The 546-nt window shown below is 67.6% G+C and carries 1 pseudogene; it reads right to left on the bottom strand.

Annotated features, from left to right (window positions below):
• Positions 1-546: pseudogene (locus OIU93_RS20570) on the bottom strand (IS5 family transposase); the annotation flags it as partial.

A 546-nucleotide genomic window follows, 5' to 3' on the forward strand; every position in this document is an offset into this window, starting at 1 on the left:
CGCATTGGATGCCGCGGTCCCGCAGGTATTTGCGGATGGCTTTGGAGGAGTAGGCCTTGTCGGCCATCGCCCGGTCGGGCCGGGTCCTGGCCGCTCCGGACCCGGCCTTCTCCACCTTCAGCGCTTCCAGGAGGTTCTGGAACATGGGCGAATCCCTGCCCTGCCCGGGGCCGTGTATGAGCACCAGGGGCCGGCGGTTGCCGTCGACCAGGGCGTGGATCTCGGTGGTCAGCCCGCCGCGGGACTTGCCAATCGTGTGGTCAGGGGGCTCTTCGAGGAGATTCTTGTAATTCGACAGGTCCCCCTGTGTGGCGCGGGAGGTTGGTGTCGTGCCGGTGGGCACGGTTGACCGTGGAATCCACCGATACCTCCCAGTTGATCAGCCCTTCGGCCTCGGCGCGAGTCAGCAGGGCGCCCAGGACGGAGTCCCAGGTGCCGTCACCGGCGTAGCGGCGGTGGCGCTTCCACACGGTCTTCCACGGCCCAAAGTGCTCGGGCAGGTCACGCCACGGGATGCCTGCCCGGTAGCGGTAGATGATGCCCTCG

It is taken from the genome of Paeniglutamicibacter sp. ZC-3, from assembly GCF_025847175.2.
Taxonomy (GTDB): Bacteria; Actinomycetota; Actinomycetes; order Actinomycetales; family Micrococcaceae; genus Paeniglutamicibacter; species Paeniglutamicibacter sulfureus.